This is a genomic window from Peribacillus sp. TE19612, from assembly GCF_056279465.1.
The window spans coordinates 262,639-287,136 of the sequence record NZ_JBWCCL010000003.1 but is presented as its reverse complement, the minus strand read 5'-3'; the positions used below and the strand labels follow the sequence as shown (position 1 = coordinate 287,136).

Genomic DNA, 24,498 nt, shown 5'->3' with positions numbered 1-24,498 from the left:
ATACTAATATCATTTCATTCATTATTGGTTTTGGGAGGTGACTGGGATAATTAAATCGTTCGGCACATCTGACGATTCAATAAAGTCCCACACTAATTGGACATATTAAGTTTTTTATTTGTCATTATTTTAATTGCTTTAACAGCCTTTTTTGTAGCTTCGGAATTTTCGATCATAAGGGTTCGCAGCTCCAGGATCGATCAACTGATTGAAGAAGGAAACAAAAAAGCCATTGCGGCAAAGAAGGTTACATCCGATCTTGATGAATACCTATCCGCGACACAGCTAGGAATTACCGTTACTGCCCTTGGACTGGGGTGGCTAGGACAACCGACCGTCCTTAAATTGGTTGGGCCCTTATTCAATGCCTTGAATATCCCACAAGAAGTTACAAGCATTCTGACATTTGTCATTTCATTTTCCCTGATTACGTTCCTGAATGTGGTTGTAGGTGAATTGGCTCCAAAGACGGTTGCCATCCAAAAGGCTGAGCAAGTGACCTTGGCAATTGCCGGCCCGCTGATTTTTTTCCATAAGATAGCCTTTCCCTTCATCTGGGCCTTGAATCATTCTTCCCGATTCGTTGTCGGATTATTTGGCTTTAAGCCAGCATCCGAAAGCGAAATAGCCCATACGGAAGAAGAATTGCGTTTCATCCTGTCAGATAGCTATAAAAGCGGGGAGATTAATCAGTCGGAATTTAAATATGTAAATAACATCTTTGAATTCGATGATCGAGTTGCCAAGGAAATCATGGTTCCACGGACAGAAATCATGACCATATCCAAGGATGAAACGGTACAGGAATTCGTCGATGTGGCCAAATTGGAAAAATACACCCGATATCCTGTTGTCGAAGGTGATAAAGACCATGTCATCGGCCTAGTGAACTTAAAGGAAGTTTTTTCGGATCTTATCAAGAACCGGGAAATCCATATCAAAGCGATTGAAAATTACGCTCGTCCGATCATTCGGGTAATGGAAAATATACCAATTCACGATTTGCTGTTAAAAATGCAAAAAGAACGCATTCATATGGCTATTTTGATGGATGAATACGGCGGAACTTCCGGACTTGTCACAGTCGAGGATATCCTCGAGGAAATCGTTGGGGAAATCCGTGATGAATTCGATATCGATGAAGTTGCCTCAATCAGGAAAATTAAAGAAGGACATTATATTTTAGACTCTAAACTTCTTGTAAAGGAAGTGAATGATCTACTTGGCATTCACTTGGAAGAAGATGATGTCGATACGATAGGAGGATGGGTCCTTACGGAAAACTATGATGTGAAGGTAGGGGACATCATGGAAAAAGACGGATTCTGCTTTAAAGTGATTGAAATGGAAGATCACGCCATCCGCTCCATCGAAGTCACAAAAAAGGTCGTACATCTTCCTCTTGAAGAGGATCTTACCCAAGGTTAATGATCAAAAACAGCCACGTAAAAGGTTATTTTACGTGGCTGTTTTTTACGATTTGTTCATTTATCGGGAAACCGTCCCATTTTTTTGACCGTTACGATTGGAGGTGTGCTCTTTTTTTTCCATAAGATATACAGCATGATGAGGGTAAAGGAAAAACCAGCAGCCGGTATTAGATAAGGTTCTGTTATTTCCCGGATTTGCTGCCAATTCTCGCCGAGGATCCTTCCTAAGGTCAGGAACAATATGGTCCAAGGTATGACAGCCGCAACCGTATAAAATATAAACTTCCATACTGACATCCTCGCAATTCCGGCAGGGATGGAAATGGCATGGCGAACAACCGGAATGAATCGAGCCGTAAAAACCACTCCCACGCCATACCGCTTAAACCACTCTTCAGCATGTACAATATGATTTTCTTTAATTAGAATATATTTTCCATATTTCAAGAGAAAGGGCCTTCCTCCGTAATACCCCGCCCAATAGAGAAATAATTGTGCCATCGTCCCGCCTGCCACACCGGCAAGAACAGCTCCCCAAAAATTCATTTTCCCCAGGCCGACCACATAACCACCGTATCCAAGAACAAGCTCACTCGGGATGATTTCAACCATCAGCCCCAATAAAATCCCCATATAGCCCATTTCCGCGAACCAATTCAATATCGTCATAATAAGCTGTGATATCATGCTATGGACTCCCCTTACCGCTAATTTCAAATTGTTTGTCCTTCTATCCTATTCAGCTCATAACGTTCTATTCGATTTTTCATATCCAGTTTCACAATGCACCACATTCAGGATTGCACAAAAAAAGACCAGCTGTTATGTACTCCGGTCTCTTTACATCAATATTCTTTTAGCTCCCCTTTTTGGGAAATTTGAGAAAAAACAGCGGTAGTGAGTAAGGATGAATCATTTTGTGAAACATTAGTGAAAATCTCCTGCCGTGATTTCGTTTTTTCAATATGAATCCCGAGATCTTTATACTTGTTGATTATTTGATTATTCATGCTTACCCTCCTTTTCTGCTGTACCGTTATCCTTTAACTTCCCATTTAACGAAGTAATAAAACCTGTTTAAACGTTTCGATCCAAAAAACAATCAATTGACATGAATGGTTTGCAGTTGGTGTTCATGCACTTCGTCTTTTTCAACATGGACCTGGACCTTATAGGTTCCCGCTTCTTCGAAAGATACCTTATTTAGATATGTTCCATTCCCATCTTCTTCAGCTTTGGTGAAATGACTCTCTTCGCTGCCTTCCTTCCACACCTCGAAATTCACATCTGCATTTGTCAGTGGCTTCCCATTCAATTCAACCGTCGCTTCAAAGTTCGAACTGTTTCCTGCCTTTACAGGGTTACTTTGAAACCCGATAGATACATCCGTACTAGGATGAACCGATGCACCTTCACTTTCATGTCCTGGAACGACAACTTCTTTTTCAGGCATTACATGAAGGCCTTTAGCCGTTACATGGGACACTACAATATATTTGCCTTGTTCCTCAAAAGTATGCATCACTTGATACATGCCACTTCCAGTATTCTTAGCTTCAAGCATTTCCCGTTTATCCTGTCCGGACTTTCTCACTTCAAACAGCACCTCATCAGCTTCATTCACCAATTGGCTTCCCTGTTTCACTGTCGTTTCAAGAATGACTTCTTTTCCAGGCTCCACTTTCCCTTTAATGACAATTGATGCATCCATCGATTCTGGAACAGCACTGTTAACTTCCTTATCCTCTGGCATTTCAGACTCTTGACACCCTGCCAACATAACTAACAACGCAGTACACATATAAAGTTTTTTCATATGAACTTCCCTTTACTATTTATTAGACTAAAACTCTGTCCTCTTCATATTGCCCATCCTTTCCTTTTTCCAGATTTTTATACATAATTTAACATCAAATAGTTCGCATTACGGTGACTGAAGTCAGCATGGCTACCGCGATGATCGTTAAAAATGAATATAAAAAGATTGAAGTCCCCACAACGCTCAATCCGCAAAGCAGTACACACCCATCAATGAAAAAAATCAGCAGACCTACATTGAGTCCACTTTTCCTGGAAAGGATCTGTGCCAACATATCGGTTCCGCCTGTAGAGGTCCCATACCGAAGCATTAAACCGATGCCAAGTCCAATCAACCCTCCCCCGATTATCGCACTTACATAAATGGGAAGGTTCCATCCTGTGACAGCGTCGGAAAAAATATCGATGCATAAAGAGGAAAAAAGCAAGCCATGCAAGCTGTTCAGGAATAATTTTTTTTCAAAGTACCAAGCATATATATATAATGGAATGCTGCTCAAAATCACACCCAGTCCTGTCGGAAGTCCTATATAGTAATGAAAAATCAGCCCAATCCCTATCATGCCGCCATCCAATAAATGATAAGGTATCAGAAAAAAATTGATTCCCACACCTACAAGCATGCTGCCGGCAATGATCGCTGCCATCCGTTCCATGATTTTCATGGCTGCCACCCCCTTTAATTCTTGCATTTAAAACTTGTCTTGGTTTCTATAGAATATGTTTGTACCATCAAAAAAATAATGAAACGGACCAATTTTTTATGAAACGACCATCAGTTTTCTGAATATTCTATAATATGTTACAATAAAGTAGAGAAAACAGTCAAAAACAGCTAATTATTAGCTCAAACTGATCCTTTACAAGCAATTTTCCGGATTTAAGGTGCCGTAAGCTGTTTGACTGAATGATTAACTCTTTCTATAATGAAAGTATTTAAATTAATTAGATTGAGGTGATTTGATGGGGCATTAAAGAATGTTCGTTTTGACGGAAGGGCGCTGCTTTGCGTAACGGATATGTGCATCCTTTTGGAAAATGGCTGCACTCCTTCAGACAGAAATTCTTCTATTTCCCGTCTACGCATCGCTAATCGGCATATACTATTATTCTCTTCATCACTAAAAGAAATGGGAGTTCAAGCGGCTGCACATCTATGGCCACAGGCCTTTTTGAAGCAATCCCGAAAATATTCAGCACGGCAAAAAAAATATACTTGTATATTTTAAAAATGTAGGAGGTGTACTCCTTATTCGTCTCGAAGGCGAGTTAAGGGAGACTATTTGGACATAATAAACTTGGTTCTTATTGCCATTTTAATTGCTTTAACAGCATTTTTTGTAGCTACGGAGTTTGCGATTGTTAAAGTGAGAAGCACGAGGGTCGATCAATTAATTGAAGAAGGAACGAGGAATGCTATTTCAGCAAAGAAGGTCATCTCCAACCTGGATGAATACCTCTCAACTTGTCAGCTCGGAATTACCGTTACAGCTCTAGGGCTTGGATTCCTTGGAGAACCGACAGTTGAAAACATTTTGCACCCACTCTTGAATCAATTGAATCTTCCAAATTCAGCTTCACATGCACTCTCGGTTGCAATTGCCTTTTCTTTCATTACGTTCATACATGTCGTTGTTGGAGAATTGGCACCGAAAACATTGGCGATTCAAAAAGCGGAGCAAGTAACATTATTGGTTTCGAAACCTTTAATTGCCTTTAACAAAGTCATGTATCCATTCATCTGGGTACTGAATGGCTCTGCAAGGACGCTTACAAGAATGCTAGGATTAAAAGCGGTTTCCGAACATGATTTGGCTCATACAGAAGAAGAGCTTCGAATCATTGTTTCCGAAAGCTACAAAAGTGGCGAAATTAACCAATCAGAGTTTAAATATGTGAATAAGATTTTTGAATTCGATGATCGGATCGCAAAAGAAATCATGGTTCCACGTACAGAAATTGCAACGGTATCCAAAGATGATACAATCCAGCAGTTTTTCACCGTAATGGCGGAAGAGAATTTTACGCGATATCCTGTCATTGATGGTGATAAGGATCATGTTATCGGAATGGTCAATATCAAAGAGCTATTCACTGAAATGATAGACAGAAACAATCAGGCAGCGTCAACGATCGACCGATATGTTCGTCCGATCATCCGTGTCATTGACAGTATCCCGATTCACGATTTACTTTTAAAAATGCAAAAGGAACGGATCCACATGGCCATCCTCATGGATGAATACGGCGGTACGTCAGGTTTGGTTACCGTTGAAGATATCCTTGAAGAAATCGTTGGCGATATCCGCGATGAATTCGACCTGGATGAAGTTCCCGATGTCCGCAAATTAAAAGAAGATCACTACATCATCGATGCCAAGGTATTAGTAAGTGAAGTGAATGATTTACTTGGATTGGATATCAATGATGAAGATATTGATACGATGGGCGGATGGATCCTTACCGAGGATTATGAGGCCAAACAAGGTGATATCCTGACTTATGGTCCCTATAACTTCAGGATAAAGGAAATGGAAGATCACCATATTCGTTATATTGAAATATATAAACAAGCAAAAGTCGTAAGCGAAGTGAAAGAATTCCCGATCATATCACAAACCGAAATCGTTTCATGATAATAACCCCCGTTCCTAAAACACTAGGAGCGGGGGTTATTTTTTTCAACTGGTACATGAAATAAAATAAATACATATTATATAAAACCTGCTTCATTTAACATTGGATGATTACATGAAGTATAGTTCTACCTTTATTGTTTCATACTGTTAAAAAAGCGATACTTTTTGAAGGAGTGAAGAATCATGAAACTCATAACCATTTGCCAGCACTGCAAAGGGAAAGGGAAAACCCGTTATCTTCAATTCTTTTCCCGGGACTGTAATCATTGCAACGGTCAAGGTAAAGCGGTAAAAGATATGTCAAATTTAAGAAATCAGGCCAAAAACATCTAATAATCTTTCATATTTTGAAGTTGGTTTTAATTACACCTGCCCTCTTTAACGTATCATAAACAATCAGTATCGAAGGTCCAAGGAAAAGCCCAAGGAAACCAAGCATCTTAAACCCTAAATAAAGACTGACCAACGATGCCAAGGGGCTTAATCCCATATTTGCTGAATAGATTTTTGGTTCAATGGTCCTTCTTATGATGGTAATGACCAGGAATAGGATGATGAGGCCAATACCAAGATGATGATTTCCTTGAGCCCAAACGATCGCTGCCCATGGAACCAGCACAGATCCCGTCCCCAAGATAGGAAGAATGTCCACAACCACTATTAACAGTGCCAATGGAATCATATACTTTACATTTAACAACCATAGTCCTCCATAAGCCATGATGAACGTTATTAAACTCAACAGGATTTGTGCCTTTATGAAGCCTACGGCTGCCATACTTAAATCTTGATAAACTAGCGAAATCTTTTGATAGGTGGATGTCTTTAAATAAAAGACTGCCTTTTTTCTTAATTTAGGCAATTCAAGACTGATTAAGAATAAAGCGATTAAGTAAATTAAAAAGTCAATGAAAAATCCCGGAATGAGTGTAACGAACTGAACCATATCCTGAACAAAGCCCTCTGCGAACCCCTCCAGAGCCATGACTCCCTTTTCCATCGTCTGTTCCACCGATTGGATGAGATTTGGCGGCAAAGTTTGCGAATACCGTTCCCATTGCCTAATGACTGGCAATATAGCCGTCAAATACACTTCACGTATGAAACCGGGAAATTCTTCCGAATAGACAATGACCTTCTTGATTAATACCGAAAAAGAAAAATAAGTGATGCTCATAAGCCCGCCTACATATAAAACAAATGAAATCAATACGGCCCAAAAACGATGCAGCTTTGCCGTTTCACCAATCATTCTGACCAATCCATCCAAAAGAATGGCGGTGAGCAACGCTAAAATCAACGCCCATGAATAGGGAATGACGATTAATATGACTAAAAGGAGAATCCCCCTCCAAAACCAGCGAAAAAAGACGGCGACATTCACTGAACAAACCCTCCTTGCACTTTCCTGTTCTCCTTATATTTATGAAACGGGGTCACATATATTTCGCTTATACGTTTTATTTTCTCAATAAAGGGAAAAAGAGATACAAAGAGATGGAGGGATTGACATTGGATAATAAAGATAAAGAAAAGTATATTGAGGAGCGTAATGATAAATCCAAGGCCTTCAAGAAAAATCAGGAAAAACAGCTGGAACGTGATCAAGTGGTCATGCCCATTGATGATTTACCAATTGATGAAATTAAATATGAACAGCAAGAAGAACGAAATAAAAAAGAAACAAAGCACCGCTCCACCAGCGAGAAGTTTTAAACAAAAACCAGCCACTTTTTAGAGGCTGGTTTTTGTTTGCAGGATATACTGCATTCAGCGCGTTTTATACCTTTACCAATTTCGTCGGCACTTATGGACCATTTCAAAGAAAAATATATTCTTCTCATCATATATTACAAGCAGTAGACTAAAAGGGGTCCGGAAAGTGTATCTATCTTTAATTGATGTACCGGCAGCACCTTCAACTCCTCAGGTATCTTTCTAACTAAATGTTATAACAAAATTGATTCGGGTGTTCGAGACTCCTGCGGGAAAAGCGCGTCCAAGGGAGGCCCCGCACGTGTAAGCCGAGGAGGCTCCCCGGACCGCCCACGGAAAGCGATTGCCTGGAACGGAAATAAACGCCCAAATGGACAAACCACAAAAAAACTGCAGGCAAACATGAATTCTCGAATTTGTCTCTAGGCTGAAATATATTCCATCATGATTAAGGTTCTTCTTGTGATTGTGCAGATGCTTCCCCCCTTTGTTGTTTGAGATTTGGGAAGACTGAGCTTTCCCTCAATTCATTCATTGCCAGAATTTTACCCTTCCCCGCTTTGCTTCCAAAAATAAACATTGACTGAAATAAATGATTCTTTACAATAGACTTTTAAGAATTAAAGAATATAATGGACTGGTCGACCATTATAAAGGAGAATCATATGACGAACCCTACTCAATTATTTCATCAATATTTACAAGTATCGAGATCATTAGTCAGCAAAATGAATGAACAAATTACAGCCCTTGAAATTTACCATAATCAGTGGACAATCCTGAATTACTTAAAGAACTGTGGCTATTCCACAATCCCCGATATTTGCAGTTACCTGGATGTAGACAGTGTGATCATCACACGTTCGGTCAACAGCATGGAACAGAATAATATGATTAAACAAGTTCCTGGTAAAGATGAACAGGAAAAACGAATCGAACTGACCCCCCGGGGCAAAGAGGTACATACAAAATGTCTTAAGATTGCAGAAAAAATCGAAGGAAAGGCCTTGGAAGGCATTACTGAAGAAGAACAGGAAGTATTTTTCCAGACGGTCCTTAAAATCCTCAATAATATAAGAAACTAAAATGGGTAGCTTGTATCATTGCAGAATAAGTGTGAAGCAAGGAATTTCCTTACTTTCACACCAAGCTATAGCCATGCCTTTTTTAAAAGGCGGATTCCAGCTTCGATTTCCCTTTCGGTTAAACCACCGTACCCAATCAAAATAGTCGGATCTTTCACTTTCTTTGAATGATAAACCGATGTTGGGTGGACTTTAACCCCCACACTGGCAGCCCTTTGGATGAGCTCTGCCTCACTGCTGCCGTTTTTTACGTTTAAAAGAACGTGCAATCCTGACTTTTCACCGATTATGGCTACACGATCATGGAAGCTCTCTTCCATTGCGTTCAGCAGCACCTTATTCTTTTTACGATAAATCGTTCTCATTTTATTCAGATGGCGTTCCCAATGTCCATTTTTCATAAAAAGACAGAGCGTTTCCTGAATCAGTCTGGAAACGGTCTGTTTATATCCGATTAACATCTGCTGAAATCGGCAAGACAACTCCATGGGTAACACCATAAATCCCACCCTGATCGATGGTATGAACGACTTTGAAAACGTGCCTAGGTAGACGACACTTCCATTTGTGTCCAATCCCTGCAACGACGGAATCGGTTTGCCTGCATGTCGGAATTCCCCGTCATAATCATCCTCAATAATATAACCTTTTTTTTCCACCGCCCAATTCAATAATTCCACCCGTCTAGTTATCGGCATGATCATACCGGAAGGAAATTGATGGGAAGGTGTGACATAGGCTACATCCGCTGTACTCTCTTTCAAATAGTCCACACTCATTCCACTTTCATCCAAAGGTATGAATTCCGTAACCGCCCCCTCCAGCCTCAGTACCTCCCTTACCCGATGAAAGCCAGGATCTTCTAACCCAAATACCCGCTCATTTCCAAGTAGTAACCGCAGAAGATGGATGAAATACTGGGTACCTGCCCCAATGATGATTTGATCAGCCCCGCAGCGAACTCCTCTTGATTGGAATAGATAGGATGAAATCTCAGCCCTAAGCCCCCATTCACCTTGCGGATCACCGCTCATGAACATTTCCCTTTCCTGTAGATACAACGTATTGTTCAAGCATTTTTTCCATACGGCATGCGGGAAAGAATCCACGTCCACCCGGCCATGATTGTAATCTATCTCATTTCTTTCATTCAGAGGGTCCATCATCCCTTCTGTTACAGGCAACGGCTCATTCAAAGCTGAAATCGGTTCTAAATCGGCTACGTAATAACCTTTCCTTAATTGACTTTCCACATATCCTTCTGCCATCAACTGCTGATAAGCCGTATCAACTGTATTCAGGCCTATCCCTAAATGCAAGGCCAGTTTTCGTTTAGAAGGCAGTTTCATTCCGGCCTTTATTTGTCCATTCTGGATTTCCTTTATAAAGTATTTATACAATTGCACATATAAAGCTTCTTTGTTCGTTTTATCTAGGGTTAGAGTGATTTCAAACATTTGGTCCTCCTTCAAACTGGTTCCATAAATTATATCAGCATTGGTCCTTATTGCAGAACCAGAATATTTTTATAATGAAGATATCAATCAAGAGGAGGAAACTATGGAGCATTTCGAATTATACGGTAAACACGTGATACTCACCCCGATGATGGAACATCATATCGAACCGCTTTACGCCGCTTCCCTGCCATCTGAAATATGGGAATGGAGTGCAACAAAGATTTTGTCATATGAAGAGGCGATCTCCTATGTAAAGGAAGGCATTCGAGCAAGGGAACAGGAACTTCATCATCCATTTGTCGTTATCGATCAGACAGATGATTCGGTAGTTGGCAGCACGAGCTTAAGGAATATTCACTTTCATAATCAATCGCTGGAAATCGGCGCGACTTGGTATCATCCCGACAAATGGCGAACAGCCATTAACACTGAATGTAAGTACTTGTTATTGCAGCATGCTTTTGAAAAGTGGCAAATGAAACGGGTTGAATTCAGGACGGACGAATGCAACAAAAGATCACGTTCCGCAATAACCAGGCTCGGCGCCCTTGAAGAAGGGATTTTGAGGATGGAGAAAAAGCTGCAAGATGGGAGGATCAGGAATACGGTGGTCTATAGTATTCTCGAGCATGAATGGCCCAGTGTGAAAAGGAATTTGGAAGCTTTTTTAAAAAGGTGAAAATGTGAAAAAAGAGTGCCGTTGTTTTGCACTCTTTTCTCTTAGTGCTATTTTTCATGTGAGTCTTTACGAATTTTCGATAAAGAATCCTTTTGCCTTTTCGTTGATCGAATGAATATGAAAACACCAATCGCAAATAAAAATGGCATTAGTAAAGCAAAAAGAAGATAAATCATATCACCAAAGAACAAGTTCATTACCCCCTAAGCAATGCGACGCACACTTTCGTCTGTAAAGCTTTTCTGTCAGACTTGGATGATCCCTGCTTAGTCCAAGCTTTGTGACAAGCGAATCATATCCTGGCACTGAATCCCATTTTCATAAATGGCCTCGGAATAGTTTCTAGTAAAAAAATCCCGATCGACCCCAGTTATTCTAAAACCGCATTTTTGGTAAAGGGCAAGCTGCCCTATCCCCGAATTCCCCGTTCCGATTTCAATCATTTTATATCCCTGTTCCCTTGCATGGCCTATCGCATGTTCAATCAATTGCCTGCCGATTCCTCTTCCATGGTACTGTTCATCGACCGCGATGTTCATTATCTCTATCAGTTCCGGGCCTTTTTGCAGTAAAACACAAACGCCGATCATCCGGTTATCACGCACGGCAACAAAGCACGTTCCGCTTCCCAAATATTCCTCGACCAATTTCCTTGAAGGATCTGCCAAAAGCAATAAATGCATCGGGGGTGGCTCATCCAAGAATAATTCCCTTATCTCCATCAGCATCAAAACCCTCCTCAGTTTAATTCATCCACAAGCAGTTCAACCAATTCCGATGCAGGAAGTTCCCTGCTCAACTTATAACCCTGTCCTGCCCACAAAGCCATCAATTCAGGATTGTTCTTTTGTCCGGCTGCTTTTCGCATTTGTTTGGTCATGTGATGGACATAAGGATAGGCGACCGGTGCAACACTATCATATTCCGTTAAAAAGTGATTCACCAACCCGCGTGCCCTCCGGCCGCTGAAGGCTCGGGTAACAGCAGTCTTAGTAAATCGGGGATTCCCCAGCGCCGCCTTATGGACCGGACTTGCCCCGCTTTCGGGACAGCGAAGGAAAGCGGTACCCAATTGTGCCGCTGTTGCTCCCGCTTCAAGCACGGCCGCGATATCCTTTCCATGCATAAGTCCGCCCGCGGCAATGATCGGTAAGTCCAGCTCAGCCTTTATCATCCGAATCAATACTAAAAGGCCGTAATCATCTTCTGTGCGGTTATCAAAGCTGGCCCGGTGCCCCCCTGCTTCAAACCCCTGCACACATAGAACGTCCGCGCCTGCTCCCGCCGCCTTTTTTGCTTCCTGAAGGTTGGTTACTGTCACGGCTATAAGGGAACCGACATCTTGGAGCTCCCTTATTACATCTTCCGTTGGACATCCAAACGTAAAACTGACGACCGCGACCCCAGCCTCCTTCAATACATCTAGTTTATTTCCCCAATCATCGTCATCACTATCGGCTTTTCCAATCTCAGCCCCGACGCTCTCGGCCTCTTTTTCGATCTTTTCACGATAGCCAGATAATATATTTTCATCCACCGCCTCGTTGCCTGGCACAAATACATTCACGCCAAAAGGGCGTTCAGTCAACTGACGGGTCTGCCCTATCTCGTCCATCATCTCTTCCGCAGTCTTATAGCCAGCTGCGAGAAAGCCCAATCCTCCTGCATTGGATACAGAAGCCGCAAGCTTCGGAGTGGAAGCTCCTCCAGCCATCGGTGCCTGAATGATTGGGTATCTCATTATCTCTTTCAACATTCGATACAACTCCTCTTGATTTTTCTCCATGCCCTTATCATTTTTACGTTTTCTTGATATAATGATTATCTGTAAGAGAAAAGTGTCTAAATGATCACCCTTTATATCTTGCAAATATAAAACATAGGTGGTAAATAAAAAATGGAAACAAAACCATATAGAGTATTACTTTATTATTTGTATGTACCTATCGAGAATCACGAAGAATTCGCAGCCGAGCATCTTGCGGCATGTAAAGCCCTTGAATTGAAAGGCCGTATCTTGGTGGCTTCAGAAGGTATCAACGGAACGGTTTCAGGTACGATTGAACAAACCGACAAATATATGGACATGATGAAAAGCGATCCCCGCTTTGCCGATATCGTGTTTAAAATAGATGAAGCTGAAGGCCATGCTTTCAAAAAAATGCATGTTCGTCCACGCAATGAACTTGTAACGCTTCGCTTGGAAGACGACATCAACCCGAACCAGACGACAGGCAAATACTTGAGCCCGAAGGAGTTCTTCGAGCAAATGCAAGATGAAAACACCATCGTCCTTGATGCCAGAAATGACTATGAATTTGATTTAGGACATTTCAGGGGTGCAATCAAGCCAGAAATCACGAATTTCCGTGAACTTCCGGAATGGGTACGGGAGAATAAAGAAATGTTCGAAGGCAAAAAAATCCTAACGTACTGCACTGGCGGTATCCGCTGTGAGAAATTCTCCGGCTGGCTTGTCGAAGAAGGCTTTGAAGATGTAAGCCAGCTGCATGGCGGCATCGCAACATACGGGAAGGATCCCGAAGTCCAAGGTGAGCTATGGGATGGCCAAATGTATGTTTTCGATGAAAGGATTGCCGTACCTATCAATCAAAAGGAACATGTAATTGTCGGACGCGATATTTATTCCGGCGAACCTTGTGAACGCTATGTCAATTGCGCAAATCCTGAATGCAACAAGAAAATCCTTTGCAGCGAAGAGAACGAACACAAACATATGCGCAGCTGTACCCATGAATGCCGAGTGCATCCGCGTAATCGCTATGTAGTCGAGCATAACCTTTCTGAAGAAGAAGTGGCTGAGAGATTACAGCTAATCGAAGATTCCATTACGGCAAAATGATTTTAGCAAACCCGAATCAGTGGACATGATCCCTATTCGGGTTTTTTTATCGATTCCAAACCAAATCTTATTTTTCTATATTAAACCTATGCCTTGGACTTCATTCCACTGTAAGAATTAACTTTAATCTTTTAATGCCATCTGCTTTTACTGCAATATTACTTCCATTCTTACTTCTATATCACAATAGAAAAAACCTTCTTAATACGTAAAAAGAATGGTTTCCGCTTTTAGATTTTAGCGGTCATCAGTCTTACCTACATGAAAAGAGCGATTCCTCTTTAGAGGAATCGCTCTTCATTCATGTTATTTTGCCTCTGCACTTACAACAATCCCGCAAGCTTGTCTATCGCCTGCATCACCAGTTTTCAAAGTATCTGCATCCGGTCCTTTTTCTCCATTGGCTTCATAGCGGTCAGGAATATTGGCAAAGTTGTCTGGGTTAGCATGAACGATTACAGCCAGTTCTTCTTTCTTCAGTTGGTCTATTGTCATGTTATCCAATGTTGCCGTATATTTTGCTTTCCCATCTTCTTTTACATATAAAGGGGGCATATCACCTGCGTGTTTAGAATGCGTTTCATCAGTTGGGTTGAAGTGTCCTCCCGCTGTAGTGAAAGGGCCATCCTTGGCATCCGCCTCACATGCTGCGTTCTCGTGAACATGGAATCCATGGTAGCCTGGCTCAAGACCTTCCAAAGCGGTCTCGATCACTACAGAATTCTCTTCAGCGGTAAAGTTCACCGTCCCAAGTGTTTTACCTTCTACATCTTTAACTTCCGCTTTCACCTGCGGATCAACCTCTGTATCTGTTCCTTGTCCCACTGTAGTCATGTCCTCGGCATTATTATCGGCCTCATTTGAATCATCCGCTGAATTGCATCCATACAGTAAAAAGGCAGCACACATAGGCAGTATAAGCTTTTGTTTATAGTTCATGATAACTTCCCTCCACTCTCTTATATGTATCTTCCTCTTATTACTTTCCACTATTATGGAAGAATAAACAGATAGCGGCATAAATAGGAAAATAGATTACACCAATGAGAGTGAACACCTTACTAAATTCACAGACAAGGATATTACACTATAGCTTAATGGGCTCACATTTTTACAAAGTGATGACCCCGAAAGTAATGGCTGCGATCGTCATGATGATGGTTGTCCCAAACGCCCATTTAAACAGGAATTTTTGATGATCCCCAAAATCCACGCCTACAAGGCCAATCAATATGAATGTTGCAGGCACCAATGGCGATAAGGGGAACCCTGCGGTCGAATGACCTAATAATGCCGCCCTTCCGATTTCTACAGGGGCAATGCCGAAGTTCGATGCCGTTTCACTTATGATTGGCAGAATGCCAAAATAATAGGCATCAGGTGAAAAAATGAACCCCATCGGTATGCTCGTCAGCGCTACCACCAGTGGCAAATGTGCCCCGAGCCACTCCGGAATGACAGTTACGATTGAAGCAGCCATCGAGTCCATCATCTTTGTTTCCGTGAATACACCCGTAAAAATCCCAGCTGCGAAAATGAGTGTACAAATCATCACGAAACTATTGGCATGACTTAAAATCCTTTCCTGCTGTTCTTTTGGGTTCGGAAAATTAACGAATAGTGCAATCGCAAAAGCGGAGGCAAATAAGATTTGGATCGGCAGCACTTCCATCACCAGCAAAACCATCAGTAAAATCGTCAAGAACCAATTAAACCAAAAAAGCCTGGATGTTCCTTGAGGTGCGGTTTCAACAGCTGCAGCCTGTTCGCCCATACCAGGTTGCATGTTCGTCTCCAGGGAACCGACCCCCAATCTCTCCCTTTCCTTTTTGCCAAGTACATATGCCGAAAAAAGCGTCCATAAAAGACCGCAAATCATGACCGGAATAAGAGGTATGAATAACTCCGATACTTCCACCTGAAGGCTCGCGGCCGCCCTGACCAAAGGACCTCCCCAAGGAATCATGTTCATGACGCCAGCGGCCAAACCAACGACACAGGCCAATACGAGCCTGTTCATCCCTAATTTGATATAAAGCGGCAGCATGGCCGAAACAGTGATCATGAATGTAGAAGAACCGTCTCCGTCCAAACCTACCAATATGGTTATTATGGCGGTTGCCATGACAACCTTTAGTGGATCTCCTTTTACAAAACTCAGTATTTTAGCGATCATGGGCTCGAATAAACCAACGTCAATCATTAAACCAAAATACAGAATAGCAAAAACGATCATGACTGCCGTCGGTGTCACCTTTAAAATACCCGCAACCATCATATCTCCCATTTCCGAGGCAAACCCACCAATCAGACCAAAAGCTATCGCCGTGAAGATAAAAGCGACAACCACTGATAACCGCTTCGTGATGACCAAGACCAGAAACGTTAAAATCATACAAAACCCTAAAATCGTCAACATGTTTAAAACTCCTTTAATTGGAAAAATGAATACCTTTTGTTTATTTAACTTTTCTGAAAAATCAGTATTTTCACATTATACCCTTTGCCCATTCATTAAAAAACCTGTTAAACAAATTCGTTTAATAAATTAGTTAATTTCTGTATACTATTATTTAGGAACCCGAAGTTTTTTTCGGAGGAAAGAAGTGTTGTATGTAAAATGAACGCTCATAAAATAGCTAAACGGAACCTTTTCATCATGTGGTTCGCCAATTTCTTCATAGGCGGGAGCATGACGATGGTTCTCCCATTCATATCCTTATACATTGGTACATTCGGAGATTATTCGACTCAATATATCCAGCATTGGTCCGGATGGACTTTTGGAATCACTTTCGTGACAGCCTTTTTATTTTCCCCCATTTGGGGACGGATTGGTGACCGGTATGGCAGAAAGAAAATCTTGATTGCCTGCGCCTTTGGGATGGGCCTGTCCATCTTCCTGATGGGATTCGTCGAAAATGTTTGGCAGCTATTCGTCCTAAGGATGTTCACAGGAATATTCACTGGCTTCATTTCCATGTCCCAGGCCTTCATATCAACGCAGACACCAAAAGAAATTGCCGGTCGTGTACTGGGAACCTTACAAACGGGAAATATAACCGGTTCCCTTTTCGGACCATTGCTTGGCGGCGTGCTTGCAGACACACTCGGCTATTCAACCGCCTTTAAATTCACCTCCATCACCATTTTCATCTCTGGTCTTCTTGTTTTTGCAACCAAGGAGTACCGAATGGAGCGGCAGAAGGGAACGAAGTCGAGCTATACAAGCAGGGAGGTTCTCTCACATATCTTAAGGAATCCCATCCTGGTGAATGTCATGCTCATCTCCACGCTTGTCCAAGTTGCCCACTTCAGCATCCAGCCCATTCTTTCTTTATACGTTGGTGAGCTGCATGGAACTTCCAATCTTGGTTTTTATTCAGGAATCGCCTTTTCTGCAGCAGGCCTGGGGAATTTATTGATGGCGCGTCACTGGGGCAAGATAGGTGATCGGCATGGACATGTGAAGATTCTTGTGCTGCTTCTTTTTCTGACAGCTCTTGTCTACTTGCCCGGTGCCTTCATCAATCATTTTTGGCAGCTTGTCTTTGTACGTTTCATACTAGGCATGGCAATAGGCGGCATCATCCCTGTAAGGATTGCCTACATTCGCCAAGAAGCGCCTGTCGCAATGCAGGGGGAAGTGCTTGGGTACAATACGAGCCTGCGCTTTTTAGGCAATATCATCGGACCAGCAATGGGCGGAATGGTTGCTGGTTTCTACGGATTCTCTGCCGTCTTCATCACGACCAGCACGTTACTCCTCATAGCCGGACTTGTCCTCTATTTCGCGATGCACCGCAATCCGGAGTTGGCCAGATCACATTAATCACATTTTTGGCAAGAAAGCCTGCTTCCATCTTTAAGCAGGCTTTCTCCTGTTTAATGCTCATACAGCTGTAGTGTGCTGGATACTTCTGGAACTTTTTGTATATGGGGAATTATCAAAAAGAAATCAAGGAAGAAGATTTGAAGGGGTCACGTTCATGCCTATCTGTAAAGTCCACCACCCCTTATGACACACCCACAAACTGATAAGTATTTTTCCTGCACTTCATAACACATCAAATTTTATGTTAAGATTAATTTAGGCAAATTTTATGAAAGTAAAAGATGCAAAGCCACGGGCCTAAACCAACAACTTAGTTGTCATGGCAGCCGGGTTGCCAAGATTTTTCTTGAACGGATCACTTTATAATTAATTTACTTGCCCCTTTTTAATTTGCCTAAAATTAAAACAAGGAGGGTTATATATGTTCTTTCCAACCATTTATTCAGCTACTACGGATGAGAGACACATAGTTAAAGATAAAAATACTTGTGCATGCGGCACAAGATATAATGCATTCGCAATGTTATCCAGAAGAGACCTTCGGAAGATCAGGTTCAAGCATTATAAAGAAGTAACATGTCCTTTATGTAAATCCAGTATCATTGATGAGGAATAGCCTTTTAACACAATGACGATCCCTACTCCCAAACTTTGATAGAGCTGGCCTTTTCACCCTCACCACTTCCATATATGGTAAAAGGGGAAAATATCATTCCGATAAAAAAACTCTCTTACCTCCTGCCCACATATTGGCACAGTTAGAGCACGATCTTTTTTTCATTATAGGAATGGTAAAGGTTCAGTCACCCTTTAATGGGCTCGATAAGATATAAACCATGAAGTAATCATTGATTGTATCGCGTTTCGATAGTTCTAAAACCCATTTCTAGAATGTCATGAATCGGTTCCAATCGGTGGCGTAAAGCTAGTAGGAAAGGGAAATCCATGTTTTATTGATTTTTTAATTATGAAATAGATCTCTACCGTTTTACCACTCCCCCTTAGCGGGAATTTCACAAAAGCCTATAGGAGCCCCTTACGTCAAAAATGGCCAAGCCATTAACGGAAATCCAATTCGACTGACTTTATTACAAGTATGACCTGTATGCATTCGCCCACCTCCATATAATTGACTTCCCTCACATGATAGCTCAATCACCTTTTGCACCAATTCTTCTCTCTTAAAGCATTTTTCCTTCGTACGATAAGAAATGAATAGCCCTCGATTTGTCGTTTATATTATCCATATAGATAGAATAAAGGACTCATGCTATAATTTAGTGCGTTAAAAAAGAAATGAACACATATATAAAAGAAAGAAGGAGTGTTTCTTTGAATACATCTGCATACAAAAAGGAATGGTTCGGCAACGTTAGAGGAGATGTTCTATCGGGAATTGTCGTTGCCTTGGCATTGATTCCAGAAGCGATTGCCTTTTCGATCATTGCTGGCGTTGACCCAATGGTTGGTCTATATGCCTCATTCTGCATTGCCATCGTCATCTCCTTTGTCGGTGGAAGGCCGGGAATGATATCGGCTGCCACTGGCGCAATGGCACTCGTCATGGTCGACCTTGTTAAAGATCATGGCTTGAACTATTTACTTGCTGCAACAATATTGACTGGTTTGCTGCAAATTTTACTAGGGGTTTTAAAAATCGGGAAATTAATGAAGTTCATTCCGAAGCCGGTCATGACTGGTTTTGTAAATTCTTTAGCCATCTTAATTTTCACGGCACAACTCACCCATTTCGTGGGCGAAACATGGATCATGTATGTCATAACAGCCGTTTCATTAGCTATCATTTATCTTTTTCCTCTGATCACGAAAGTCATACCTTCACCACTTGTCGCCATCATATTCATGACGATCGTTGCAGTTACCACGGGGGCTACGGTGCGGACGGTTGGGGATATGGGGCAATTGACCGAAGCGCTTCCGATGTTCATGCTTCCAGACATCCCTTTGACCTTCGAAACTTTGGCGATCATTTTCCCTTATTCCATTGCCCTTGCGTTTGTTGGACTGCTTGAATCGTTATTGACGGCTCAAATTGTCGATGAGATGACTGACACGGACAGTAATAAAAATAAGGAAGCCAAAGGCCAGGGGATTTCGAATATCATCGCCGGATGTTTTGGCGGCATGGCAGGATGTGCGATGATCGGCCAATCCGGTATCAACATTAAATCGGGTGGAAGGGGCCGGCTCTCGACATTTGTAGCGGGCGCATTCCTTATGGTATTAATCGTGGTATTGAATGATGTCCTTATCAAAATACCGATGGCTGCACTTGTCGCAGTCATGATCATGGTTTCAATCGGGACATTTGACTGGTCTTCCCTAAAGAGCCTCACTAAAGCTCCTAAGTCGGATGCAGCCGTGATGATCGTGACGGTCCTCATTGTCCTTTATACACATGACTTATCAAAAGGGGTATTTGCCGGAGTGCTTTTGAGCATGATTTTCTTCTCGGCTAAAATTTCTAAAGTGGCAGTAGAGAAAACGGCAGACATCCAGGCTAAGAAAATCACTTATCGTATCAGCGGACAAATATTTTTCGCTTCTGTCCAGGACTTTGTTTCAAAGTTCGACTTCAAGGAAAAAGCCGATGCAATCGTCATCGACTTCTCCCATTCCAAGATCTGGGATGCTTCCGCAGTCGGTGCTGTCGATACGGTTATTCTTAAATATCAGCTCTTGGGAATACCTGTCCAAGTCCAAGGACTCGATGAAGAAAGTTCGACATTGCTTGAAAAACTCGCCACCTCAGAAAGTAAAATATCTTAAAGAAGTAAAATTCTGCTGAATAGAAACTTTTCAAACCGACAAAATAGATAACATGAATCATTTCCTTTTGAAAGGAGCGAAAAGCATGACACCAGAACAGGATTATACGGCAGCAAATCTGTCACCGGATTTATTGAATGAACTGAAAAGCTTTGAAAGCAAACTTGGCGAGGAAGCCAATAAAGAATTGATTGTCATCGCCTATGAAAAAGAAAAGGAATCTTTAAATTAAGAAAAAAGACTCAAACACCCTTAATGGGATGGTTGAGTCTTTTTCTTGAATGTACAGAAAAAGGGTGCCCATGTTTTTAATGAGCAACCCTTTTCCTGTATTATTTGCTGAATACGTCGGTTAAGACCGGCACGATTTGTTTTTTACGCGATACAACGCCTTCCAACACGGCGATGTTATTGTTTAATGAAACGTCATATGCCTTTTCAACTGCATATGCCGCTTTACCAAGGGCCAAGGCAACGGAATCATTAGTCAGGATATCCGTTACGACGAATAGGAACAAGTCCAATTCCTTCACTGCGATGACCGCTTCAATCGCCGCTTCCAATTCAGCTTGCTTAGCAAGGACTTCGTTCGGATCAACAGCATTGACCTGTGCTATTTCCACTTTAGCCATTCCCATGGAGAATTCCTTTGCATCAAGAGTGATGAGCTGGGCAATCGTTTTGTCGCTTAAGTCAGCTCCCGCTTTCAACATTTCCAAGCCATATTTTTCAGCGTCGACTCCCGCAATGGCAGCCAGTTCCATTGCTGCGGCAACGTCTTGCTCCGTGCAAGTCGGGGATTTGAACAATAAAGAATCGGAAATGATGGCAGATAGCATAAGACCTGCGATTGCTTTAGGGACTTCAATGCCGTTTTCTTTATAAATTTTATTTAAGATGGTTGCCGTACAGCCAACTGGTTCCGCACGGTAATATAATGGATCGCTTGTTTCAAAGTTAGCGATACGGTGATGGTCGATAACTTCCAACACACGGACTTGGTCAATATCTTCAGCACTTTGCTGGCGTTCGTTATGATCGACCAGGATTACGCCATCAGCTTCCCCTGCAACTTTTTCCACAAGACGGGGAGCATCGAATTTGAATTGGTCCAATGCATATTGAGTTTCACCATTCACTTCACCCAGACGAACTGGTTCAGCGTTGATACCTAACTGCTTTTTCAGATCTGCATAAGCGATTGCTGAACAGATTGTGTCTGTATCCGGGTTTTTATGTCCAAAAACTAATACTTTTTCCAAGATTTTATCCCCTTTTTCATAAATATTTTTCCGCGAATCCCCTCACCGCAATAAGGGAGAGCCACCTTAACTAGACACTTTATTTTAACACAAAATCCCGTAAAATCAGCGCTTGATTTATCCATTCCCCCATAAAATCTTTCATTCCCCTATCCTCTTCCATCACTTTGTCAATAGATAAGGGTTGGTTTTTTTCAAATATATTAGTTGAATTATCATCGTATATGGCTTACGATAATATAAGCATAAATACTAGATATTGATTACATAAACAATTCCAATAACTATATATAGAATTTTTATAATCCAAGGTGCCAGTGATGGCTGAAAAGGGAATCCGGTGTAAACCCGGAACTGTCCCCGCAACTGTAAATGTGACGAAATGAGAAAACCACTGTATAGCTCTCTATACGGGAAGGACTCAAAGTAGGATGATCATGAGTCAGGAGACCTGCCTTGAATTTTTCACGTTTCTTATTCTTCGGGGATTGAGATGATGAAACGATAGTATAACGGCTATTTTTTCATGGCTCTTTTATTCTATCGTTTGATCCGCTCAATTCTTTGGGCGGTTTTTTTATTTTAGCGGAAGTTAACAAGGAGGATTATTAATGACTCAAACATATAACTCTACCATAAGTGAAAATGACACAGAAGCGAAATCCATCCAGCTTGAGACGTTATCGAAGGAATTCGAAGGCCGTCTCGATATGGAAAAGTTCAAAAGGCGTTTTACAAAATGGCTTGATCGCAAAAGTGACTCAACCGAAGAACAGGCATCAAAAAAACTGATTCAGCTCGCTCTTGAAGGCGTGGATATCGATGCTCCGGATTGGACTTTCGTTGCTGCAGCAGAACTGTTGAATACAATGTATAGGGATGCACAAGCCAATCGAGGATATGAAGGCAAGAGTTATGGCCCATTCTATGAGCTGATCACAGAACTCTCCCAGCTATCGGAAGGTCAGCGTTATCCCATTTATAAACCAGAACTGCTATCTTCATATACAAAAGCGGAAATTGAGGAATTGGGATCGGTGATCGACCCGGAAAAAGATAAATTATTCTCTTACATAGGCATCTACTTATTGAATGACCGCTATCTGGCCCGCCCAAAAAAGGACAAGGTCTTCGAACTGCCACAAGAACGTTTCATGATCATCGCGATGGAAATCATGCGAATGGAAAAAACGGAGCACCGCCTGCAACTGATAAAAGAAGCATACTGGGCCATGTCCAACCTTTATATGACCGTTGCGACTCCTACACTCTCCAATGCAGGTAAAACACATGGACAGTTAAGCTCCTGCTTTATCGACGCAATTGAAGATTCCATTGACGGAATTTACCTATCAAACTACGATGCGGCAAAAGTATCTAAATTCGGCGGTGGTGTCGGTCTTTACGTCGGTAAGGTTCGCTCGCTTGGTTCCGATATCCGCGGTTTCTCTGGAAACAGTTCCGGCACTACGCCCTGGATTCGACTATTCAACCAGACAGCTGTAAGTGTCGATCAATTGGGTCAACGTAAAGGTGCCATCGCGATTTACTTGGATGCCTGGCATAAAGATATCATGAGCTTCCTCGATTTGAAGACTCAAAACGGGGATGACAGATTAAAAGCACATGATATTTTTACAGGTGTATGCATACCGGATTTATTCATGGAGGCTGTACGCGACAGAAAAGAATGGTATCTTTTCGATCCGCATACCGTTAAGCAAACCCTTGGATTTTCACTTGAAGATCTTTATGACGAAAAGAAAGGCGAAGGAAGCTTCAGGAATCATTATGCACTTGCTGTCGAGGCCGCAGAAAATGGCACGCTTCCAAACTATAGCTTTGAAAAAATCAATGCGATGGACATCATGAAAAGCATCATGATTTCTCAATTAGAAGAAGGCGTACCGTATATGTTCTACCGCGATGAAGTGAATCGGAAGAATCCGAATAAACATAGAGGTATGATTTATTGTTCTAACCTTTGCACGGAGATTGCCCAAAACCTAAGCCCTTCGACGATTACGGATGAATATGAAACAGAAGATGGAGATGTTGTTGTAGTTCGTAAAAGCGGCGATTTCGTTGTCTGCAACCTTTCATCCATTAACTTGCCACGAGCGGTGGGCAGCGATGTTCTGGAAAGATTGATTCCCATTCAGATCCGTATGCTGGACAATGTCATTGATGTGAATAATCTTCCTGTCAAACAAGCATCCATCTCGAACAAACGGTACCGGGCAATTGGTTTAGGAACGTTTGGATGGCATCATTTACTTGCCACACAGAATATTTATTGGGAATCCGATGAGGCTGTTCACTATGCAGATGCTTTATACGAAAAGATCGCTTACTTAACTATCAAGGCATCCAATGAATTGGCCAAGGAAAAAGGATCTTACCCATATTTTGAAGGTTCTGATTGGCATACAGGGGACTATTTCGAACTGCGTGACTATACAGATCAAAAATGGCTGGATTTAAAAGCAGACGTGCAGGAGCACGGGACCCGTAATGGCTATTTAATGGCGATTGCCCCTAATTCATCGACAGCCAAAATCGGTAATTCCACGGATGGAATCGATCCTTTGTATGAAATTGAATTTTACGAAGAAAAGAAAAACTTCAAATTCAAGGTGACCGCACCAGGCTTGACGCCAAATACGTATGAATATTATAAAAAGACGCGATTCAATTTGGATCAACTGGAAAGCATCAGGCAAAATGCAGCCCGCCAACGCCATATTGACCAAGCAATCAGCTTTAATCTGTATGTACACAATACAATCAAAGCGAAGGTCCTGTTGGATATCCATTTAACAGCATGGGAAAGCGGGTTGAAATCAACGTATTATGTTCGTTCGACGTCTTCCGAATATGACAATGCCTGTGAAAGCTGTTCAAGTTAACGTCAATCATGG

General features: G+C 41.8%; 22 protein-coding genes and 2 riboswitches. Of the genes, 10 read left to right on the top strand and 12 right to left on the bottom strand.

From position 1 onward, the window contains the following. Window positions 1–96 precede the first annotated feature (96 nt). Window positions 97–1,428, top strand: coding sequence for a hemolysin family protein (locus ACZ9AO_RS07320; RefSeq protein ID WP_096339913.1), 1,332 nt, complete (start codon window positions 97–99; stop codon window positions 1,426–1,428). Window positions 1,429–1,484: 56 nt separating this feature from the next. On the opposite strand, the gene uptA is transcribed toward ACZ9AO_RS07320, so the two are convergent. The 4 genes from uptA to ACZ9AO_RS07300 form a co-directional block, all read right to left on the bottom strand. After that, window positions 1,485–2,114 carry an undecaprenyl phosphate transporter UptA gene (uptA, locus tag ACZ9AO_RS07315; protein WP_251543561.1) on the bottom strand — a complete coding sequence of 210 codons (630 nt, stop codon included), beginning with the start codon at window positions 2,112–2,114 and terminating at the stop codon, window positions 1,485–1,487. Window positions 2,115–2,275: 161 nt separating this feature from the next. After that, window positions 2,276–2,440 (bottom strand): hypothetical protein, encoded by a 165-nt coding sequence (locus ACZ9AO_RS07310; protein ID WP_156319568.1) that lies wholly within the window; start codon window positions 2,438–2,440, stop codon window positions 2,276–2,278. A gap of 92 nt (window positions 2,441–2,532) precedes the next feature. Continuing rightward, window positions 2,533–3,246, bottom strand: a complete 714-nt coding sequence (locus ACZ9AO_RS07305) for a FixH family protein (RefSeq protein WP_053534025.1) — start codon at window positions 3,244–3,246, stop codon at window positions 2,533–2,535. Between the two features lie 94 nt (window positions 3,247–3,340). Beyond that, entirely contained in the window at window positions 3,341–3,913 is a 573-nt protein-coding gene (locus ACZ9AO_RS07300; protein ID WP_048678063.1) for a YitT family protein, read from the bottom strand. A gap of 618 nt (window positions 3,914–4,531) precedes the next feature. On the opposite strand from ACZ9AO_RS07300, the gene ACZ9AO_RS07295 reads away from it, so the two are divergent. After that, window positions 4,532–5,884: a hemolysin family protein gene (locus ACZ9AO_RS07295; RefSeq protein WP_048678061.1), complete on the top strand. Its 1,353-nt coding sequence runs from the start codon at window positions 4,532–4,534 to the stop codon at window positions 5,882–5,884. 343 nt (window positions 5,885–6,227) lie between these two features. Here ACZ9AO_RS07295 and ytvI read toward each other — a convergent pair whose 3' ends face one another. Beyond that, window positions 6,228–7,271 (bottom strand): sporulation integral membrane protein YtvI, encoded by a 1,044-nt coding sequence (gene ytvI / locus ACZ9AO_RS07290; protein WP_197281806.1) that lies wholly within the window; start codon window positions 7,269–7,271, stop codon window positions 6,228–6,230. Between the two features lie 128 nt (window positions 7,272–7,399). On the opposite strand from ytvI, the gene ACZ9AO_RS07285 reads away from it, so the two are divergent. Together ACZ9AO_RS07285 and ACZ9AO_RS07280 are read left to right on the top strand one after the other, a co-directional pair. Further along, the gene (locus ACZ9AO_RS07285) at window positions 7,400–7,603 is read left to right on the top strand and encodes a hypothetical protein (protein WP_082196735.1); all 204 of its coding nucleotides are present in this window, start codon (window positions 7,400–7,402) and stop codon (window positions 7,601–7,603) included. Between the two features lie 665 nt (window positions 7,604–8,268). Then, window positions 8,269–8,688, top strand: a complete 420-nt coding sequence (locus tag ACZ9AO_RS07280) for a MarR family winged helix-turn-helix transcriptional regulator (RefSeq protein WP_034314851.1) — start codon at window positions 8,269–8,271, stop codon at window positions 8,686–8,688. A 65-nt stretch (window positions 8,689–8,753) separates the two neighbouring features. Here the strand turns inward: ACZ9AO_RS07280 and pdxR are convergent, their stop codons facing one another. Beyond that, entirely contained in the window at window positions 8,754–10,145 is a 1,392-nt protein-coding gene (pdxR, locus tag ACZ9AO_RS07275) for a MocR-like pyridoxine biosynthesis transcription factor PdxR (protein ID WP_476108775.1), read from the bottom strand. A 103-nt stretch (window positions 10,146–10,248) separates the two neighbouring features. Between pdxR and ACZ9AO_RS07270 the strand changes: the two genes are divergently transcribed. Then, the gene (locus ACZ9AO_RS07270; RefSeq protein ID WP_476108774.1) at window positions 10,249–10,827 is read left to right on the top strand and encodes a GNAT family N-acetyltransferase; all 579 of its coding nucleotides are present in this window, start codon (window positions 10,249–10,251) and stop codon (window positions 10,825–10,827) included. Window positions 10,828–10,874: 47 nt separating this feature from the next. Here ACZ9AO_RS07270 and ACZ9AO_RS07265 read toward each other — a convergent pair whose 3' ends face one another. The 3 genes from ACZ9AO_RS07265 to ACZ9AO_RS07255 all read right to left on the bottom strand — a co-directional run bounded on the left by ACZ9AO_RS07265 (window position 10,875) and on the right by ACZ9AO_RS07255 (window position 12,583). Continuing rightward, window positions 10,875–11,018: a hypothetical protein gene (locus ACZ9AO_RS07265; protein ID WP_161922753.1), complete on the bottom strand. Its 144-nt coding sequence runs from the start codon at window positions 11,016–11,018 to the stop codon at window positions 10,875–10,877. Between the two features lie 75 nt (window positions 11,019–11,093). Continuing rightward, window positions 11,094–11,549, bottom strand: a complete 456-nt coding sequence (locus tag ACZ9AO_RS07260; protein WP_251543559.1) for a GNAT family N-acetyltransferase — start codon at window positions 11,547–11,549, stop codon at window positions 11,094–11,096. Window positions 11,550–11,566: 17 nt separating this feature from the next. Then, window positions 11,567–12,583, bottom strand: coding sequence for a nitronate monooxygenase (locus ACZ9AO_RS07255; RefSeq protein WP_476108773.1), 1,017 nt, complete (start codon window positions 12,581–12,583; stop codon window positions 11,567–11,569). A 141-nt stretch (window positions 12,584–12,724) separates the two neighbouring features. Between ACZ9AO_RS07255 and trhO the strand changes: the two genes are divergently transcribed. Continuing rightward, entirely contained in the window at window positions 12,725–13,690 is a 966-nt protein-coding gene (trhO, locus tag ACZ9AO_RS07250; RefSeq protein ID WP_048678052.1) for an oxygen-dependent tRNA uridine(34) hydroxylase TrhO, read from the top strand. A gap of 306 nt (window positions 13,691–13,996) precedes the next feature. Here the strand turns inward: trhO and ACZ9AO_RS07245 are convergent, their stop codons facing one another. Both ACZ9AO_RS07245 and ACZ9AO_RS07240 read right to left on the bottom strand, forming a co-directional pair. After that, on the bottom strand, window positions 13,997–14,629 hold the full coding sequence (locus ACZ9AO_RS07245) for a superoxide dismutase family protein (RefSeq protein WP_476108772.1): 633 nt from the start codon (window positions 14,627–14,629) through the stop codon (window positions 13,997–13,999). A gap of 172 nt (window positions 14,630–14,801) precedes the next feature. Further along, a complete protein-coding gene (locus ACZ9AO_RS07240) occupies window positions 14,802–16,109 on the bottom strand; it encodes a CitMHS family transporter (protein ID WP_048678050.1) in 1,308 nt (435 codons plus the stop codon). 201 nt (window positions 16,110–16,310) lie between these two features. Here ACZ9AO_RS07240 and ACZ9AO_RS07235 point away from each other — a divergent pair, with 201 nt between their 5' ends. The 3 genes from ACZ9AO_RS07235 to ACZ9AO_RS07225 all read left to right on the top strand — a co-directional run bounded on the left by ACZ9AO_RS07235 (window position 16,311) and on the right by ACZ9AO_RS07225 (window position 20,547). Then, a complete protein-coding gene (locus ACZ9AO_RS07235; protein WP_053534017.1) occupies window positions 16,311–17,522 on the top strand; it encodes an MFS transporter in 1,212 nt (403 codons plus the stop codon). A 251-nt stretch (window positions 17,523–17,773) separates the two neighbouring features. Next, window positions 17,774–17,864: riboswitch (cyclic di-GMP riboswitch) on the top strand. 993 nt (window positions 17,865–18,857) lie between these two features. Further along, the gene (locus ACZ9AO_RS07230) at window positions 18,858–20,315 is read left to right on the top strand and encodes a SulP family inorganic anion transporter (RefSeq protein WP_476108771.1); all 1,458 of its coding nucleotides are present in this window, start codon (window positions 18,858–18,860) and stop codon (window positions 20,313–20,315) included. Window positions 20,316–20,400: 85 nt separating this feature from the next. Beyond that, window positions 20,401–20,547, top strand: a complete 147-nt coding sequence (locus ACZ9AO_RS07225; protein ID WP_153246080.1) for a hypothetical protein — start codon at window positions 20,401–20,403, stop codon at window positions 20,545–20,547. 100 nt (window positions 20,548–20,647) lie between these two features. On the opposite strand, the gene ACZ9AO_RS07220 is transcribed toward ACZ9AO_RS07225, so the two are convergent. Then, window positions 20,648–21,577 carry a manganese-dependent inorganic pyrophosphatase gene (locus ACZ9AO_RS07220; protein WP_034314865.1) on the bottom strand — a complete coding sequence of 310 codons (930 nt, stop codon included), beginning with the start codon at window positions 21,575–21,577 and terminating at the stop codon, window positions 20,648–20,650. 292 nt (window positions 21,578–21,869) lie between these two features. Beyond that, window positions 21,870–22,050: riboswitch (cobalamin riboswitch) on the top strand. Window positions 22,051–22,188: 138 nt separating this feature from the next. Here ACZ9AO_RS07220 and ACZ9AO_RS07215 point away from each other — a divergent pair. Next, window positions 22,189–24,486, top strand: a complete 2,298-nt coding sequence (locus ACZ9AO_RS07215) for a ribonucleoside-diphosphate reductase subunit alpha (protein WP_476108770.1) — start codon at window positions 22,189–22,191, stop codon at window positions 24,484–24,486. Window positions 24,487–24,498: the final 12 nt, after the last annotated feature.